At 61.0% G+C, this 4,914-nt stretch carries 4 protein-coding genes; 1 reads left to right on the forward strand and 3 read right to left on the reverse strand.

Going from position 1 to position 4,914, the window contains the following annotated elements:
* The 3 genes from NW837_RS04490 to psaM all read right to left on the reverse strand — a co-directional run.
* The coding region (locus NW837_RS04490; protein ID WP_414329442.1) for a hypothetical protein at positions 1-198 on the reverse strand (198 nt) is incomplete at its 3' end.
* 21 nt (positions 199-219) lie between these two features.
* Positions 220-2,733: an ATP-dependent DNA helicase RecG gene (gene recG / locus NW837_RS04495; RefSeq protein ID WP_414329443.1), complete on the reverse strand. Its 2,514-nt coding sequence runs from the start codon at positions 2,731-2,733 to the stop codon at positions 220-222.
* A gap of 212 nt (positions 2,734-2,945) precedes the next feature.
* Positions 2,946-3,038: a photosystem I reaction center subunit XII gene (gene psaM, locus NW837_RS04500; RefSeq protein ID WP_011434349.1), complete on the reverse strand. Its 93-nt coding sequence runs from the start codon at positions 3,036-3,038 to the stop codon at positions 2,946-2,948.
* A 347-nt stretch (positions 3,039-3,385) separates the two neighbouring features.
* On the opposite strand from psaM, the gene glyA reads away from it, so the two are divergent.
* Entirely contained in the window at positions 3,386-4,711 is a 1,326-nt protein-coding gene (gene glyA / locus NW837_RS04505) for a serine hydroxymethyltransferase (protein ID WP_414329444.1), read from the forward strand.
* Positions 4,712-4,914 lie beyond the last annotated feature (203 nt).

The following is a 4,914-nucleotide window of genomic DNA, read 5'->3' on the forward strand; positions in this document are numbered from 1 at the left end:
CACCACTACCCGCTCGCCCGTGGTGGGAAAGTTTTTCAGCAGAGGGCGGGAGTTTTTGTAGCAGCAGTGCTCTGACCACATCACCCCAAACATGGCCAGCTCGTTGGGGTTGGGATCCCGGCCCAGCTGCTGCTGGATCTGTTGATATTCCGCCGGGGAAAGGCCGTGGGCTTTTAAGTCTTCGAGAGTATAGGGCATAGTGCTCCAATTGCCCCTAGCTTAGGTCAACAACCCAGGGCCCAAGAGACGGGCCTGACGCTCTTCCAGTATGCGGCTTAAGGGGGGCCAGCGCTTCAGGTCGGGGTCTTGGACAATAAGCTGCTCTGCCGCCTGGCGGGCCAGCTGCAGCACCTCTTGATCCTCCATGAGACTGGCCAGGGCGAAATCGGGTAGCCCCGACTGGCGGGTGCCCATCACCTCCCCTGGGCCGCGGAAGCGCAGATCCATCTCGGCAATGAAAAACCCGTCGTGGGACTGCTCCAGCACCTTCAGCCGCCGCAGGGCCTCCTCGCTTTTGGATCCTGTCATCAGGATGCAGTAGGCTTGGTCAGATCCCCGCCCTACCCGCCCCCGCAGTTGGTGCAGTTGGGAGAGCCCGAAGCGCTCCGCATGCTCCACCAGCATCACCGAGGCATTGGGCACATCTACCCCCACCTCCACCACCGTGGTAGAGACCAGAATATCCAGCTCCCGCCGGCGAAAGGCCGCAATGACAGCTTCCTTCTCGCTACTGGTCAAGCGCCCGTGCAGCAGGCCCACCCGAAATTGGGGGAAGACCTTTTCCTGCAGACGCTGGTGTTCCTCGATGGCAGATTTGAGATCCAGCTTCTCCGACTCTTCAATCAACGGCAGCACCACGTAGGCCTGCCGCCCTTGGGCAATTTCCCGCTCGATAAGCCGCATCACCTGCAGGCGATCCCCTGGCCGGGCCACCAGGGTGTGCACGGGCTTGCGCCCCGGCGGCAGCTCGTCAATTTGGGTAACATCCAGATCCCCATGCAGGGCCAGGGTGAGGGTGCGGGGGATGGGGGTGGCGGTCATAGTGAGCACATCGGGGTGATCCCCTTTCTGTTGCAGAGCGGCCCGCTGCTCCACGCCAAAGCGGTGCTGCTCGTCGATGACCACCAAGCCCAGGTTGCGAAACTGCACTGCCGGCTGGATGAGAGCATGGGTGCCCACCACCAAGGGCAATTCCCCGGTCTGCAACTGCCGCAGGATCTCCCGGCGCTTAGCAGGGGGCGTGGATCCAGTCAACAGTTCAACGGGCACCTGCAGCTGGCTGAGCCATTCCACCAACTTGCGGTAGTGTTGCTCGGCCAAAACCTCGGTGGGAGCCATGAGGGCCGCCTGCCAACCGGATTGAATGGCTGCCAGCAAAGCCGCCACCGCCACCACGGTTTTGCCGGATCCCACATCTCCCTGCAAGAGGCGGTTCATGGGCAAGGGATCCCGCAGATCCGCTAGGATCTCGTCGATGGCCCGCTGCTGGGCAGCGGTAAGCTGAAAGGGCAGGATTTGGTAGAAGCGATCCAACAGCTCCCCTCTAGCCGGCTGGTAACGAGGTATGGCCTGAGCTTGGGCACGATAGCGGTGTCGCCGCTGCAATAGGCTTAGTTGTAGGTAGAAAAACTCATCGAACACCAGCCGCCGCCGGGCCTGGGCCAGCAGCTCTCGGGTCTCAGGAAAGTGGATCTGCTGCAGGGCAACAGGCAAGTCCAAAAGCTGCAACTGCCGCTTGAGATCCGCCGGCAAGGGATCCTCCACCAAGGCCGCCGCCGGCAAAGCCAGTTGCACCGCCTTGCGCACCAGATCGGCGGGGATCCCTTCCGAGAGAGGGTAAACTGGCAAGATCTTGCCCAGCCTGTCCAGCTCCTCGCCCTCTCCCCCCAGCACCTCCAGTTGCGGGTTATCCAGCGTTAGGCCCAACCGGCCCTTTTTGACCAGGCCGCTGGCAGCCACCAGGGCCCCCTTGGGGTATTGCCGCTCCAGGGAAGCTTGCCAACTGCGCTGGGCAAACTGCCGCCCGCTGTAGAAGCGGCTGAGGGTAATTACACCACTTTTGTCGGCAATCTTTAGGTTGAAGATGGTCAGCGAGGGATTCTTGGGGCTGGTAAAGCAACTGCAACTTTTCACCGTCCCTACAAGGGTAACGGTCTCCCCCACCTTGGCTTGGCGGATGAGCACCCGCCGGGAATAGTCCAGGTAGTCGCGGGGGAAGTAGTAGAGGGCATCCCGCACGCTGTGTAGGCCCAGTTGTGCCAGCTTTTCCGCCGACTTGGGACCAATGCCTTTGAGAAACTGCAGCGGCTGCTCCAGGCTGAGGCCGGCGGGGAGAGATGGGGAAATCGTGCTCCGCCCTGCCTCTGGGGGGGTTGTTGCTACGCCTACGGCAGGGAAACCAGAGCGCTGTGGCAACGAGGCTGCAAACGAGCCAGGTTGGTGGGAACTCGGTCGGGACAGCTCTTGCTGACGTCGGACTCGCTCCAGCCAGCGGCGGGTTTCGGCCACCAGGTGCTGGCGTTCGGGCAGCTCCAGCTCGGAATACAGGGTATAGCGGGATCCCAGTTCTTTCCATCGCCGCCGGTCATCTCCATTCAGCACCCAGTCAGAGGGGGGATCCTGTCCGAACACGCTCCCCAAAAATTGGGAGAAGGTCTGCTCTCGCCCCCGCAGGTCGGTAAACCCCACCTCTGCTTCTAGGGAAAGGGCGCGCTGAAGCCGCTGTAGATCCACCTGGCTCAAGTTGCTTGGCTGCCGGGAGTGCTCCTTATCAATCCAACTTTAGCCAACAACGGCAGGACAACCGAAGGAGTGCAGCAGCGCAAGCCACACTTTCCATTCCTTTTCCTTGATAAAGAAAAAAGCCTGCCTTATTACTCCGCAACACTGTCGTGACGGGGCAGGCCGAAGGGATCCAGAGGCACTTTTTGGGAGATGCAGGAGCTTTAGCTGCGGGCCAGGGCGGATCCCAAAAGCAGAGCCATCACTGCCGGCACCAAGGCAATCGCCAGGATGGTGAAAACTTGTGCGTCCGTCATAACCAACTCCCTAACAGTGGAATTGCACAAAAGTCAGCTCCCTCACTCTACCGTAGCTTGAGGGGTAGCCTTGACACCGAGAAGAAAAGCTCAACATTCTTTACAAAGCAGCCCTTGCCCATCCCGCTTGACCGTGGCTCCCAGATCCTCTGCTTGGATCGATTGACATTCTCCCCACCCCTAAAGCAAGGGATTCTTTCTCAGTTTTGGGGTTTTACCCCAGGCAGAAAGGCCGGGGCCTGCGCTGCTGGTTTGCGGGTCATGCTACGATGTTGCTCCGCAACGCCGTCGCGACGGCGAAGCAGTTCTTGCCCATTCCTCCTGCGAAGTTCGGTCTTGGCGTCATCATGGTAGCTGCTCCACAAAGTCTGACCACCTCACGGGATAGCTTGGCCATCCTGGCGGAAACGGATCCCTTGGTTTACCGCCTGATCCAGCAAGAGCTCAACCGGCAGCGGGATCACCTGGAGATGATCGCCAGCGAGAACTTCACTTCTCCTGCCGTCTTGGCAGCCCAGGGCTCGGTGCTCACCAACAAGTATGCAGAAGGGCTGCCGGGCAAGCGCTACTACGGCGGCTGTGAGTTTATCGACGAGATTGAGCAGTTGGCCATCGACCGCGCCAAGCAACTGTTTGGGGCGGCTCACGCCAACGTGCAACCCCACTCGGGGGCGCAGGCCAATTTCGCCGTTTTCCTGGCCCTGCTGCAGCCAGGAGACACAATTATGGGCATGGATCTGGCCCACGGCGGCCACCTTACCCACGGCTCCCCGGTAAACGTCTCCGGCAAGTGGTTCCGCGTGGTGCACTACGGGGTGCATCCGCAGACGGAGCGGATTGATTTTGACCAAGTGCGGGATCTGGCCCTGCAGCACCGGCCTAAGCTGATCATCTGCGGCTACTCCGCCTACCCGCGGGCAATCGACTTTGCCGCTTTCCGCGCCATTGCCGACGAGGTGGGGGCCTATCTTCTGGCCGACATTGCCCACATTGCCGGCTTGGTGGCCACCGGACATCACCCCAACCCCGTGCCCCTCTGCGATGTGGTGACCACCACTACCCACAAGACGCTGCGAGGGCCGCGCGGGGGACTCATTCTCACCCGCGACCCAGAATTGGGCAAAAAGCTGGATAAGGCAGTGTTCCCCGGCAGCCAGGGGGGGCCGCTGGAGCATGTTATTGCTGGCAAGGCGGTGGCCTTTGGAGAAGCCCTGCAGCCCGGCTTTGCCCAGTACTCGGCCCAAGTTATCGCCAATGCCCAAGCCCTGGCGGGATCCCTGCAACGGCGAGGCATTCGACTGGTTTCCGGGGGCACCGACAATCACCTGATGTTGCTGGATCTGCGCTCGGTTTCGGCGGTGCTGGAAAAAACTGGGGCGGCGGATCCGGTAATGACGGGCAAACGGGCGGATCGGCTGATGGGGGAGATCCACATCACCGCCAATAAGAACACCATTCCCTTCGACCCACAGCCGCCCTTTGTAGCTAGCGGCCTGCGTCTGGGATCCCCAGCCTTGACCACCCGCGGCTTGGGGCCAGTAGAATTTGAGGAAATTGGGGAGATCATCGCCGATTGTCTGTTTCAGCCTGAGGAGCCTGCTGTATTGGAAGAGTGTCGCCAGCGGGTGGCTCAGCTCTGTCGTCGTTTCCCCCTCTACCCCCACTTGGGATAACCGCAATCCTCGCCACGGCTTGCTATGCCCTACTTGGTTGCCTTTCTGGCTGCTGCCTGTGTGGTTCTGTGGGCAACCCCGGTGGTGAAGGCGGTCGGGATCCGCAGTGGCCAGTTGGACTTTCCCGACGAGCGCAAGATCCACCAGCAACCGATGGTGCGCCTGGGGGGGGTTTCCATCTTTTTTGGCAACTTGGTGGCCCT

It is taken from the genome of Synechococcus sp. R6-10, assembly GCF_047461815.1.
GTDB lineage: Bacteria > Cyanobacteriota > Cyanobacteriia > Thermostichales > Thermostichaceae > Thermostichus.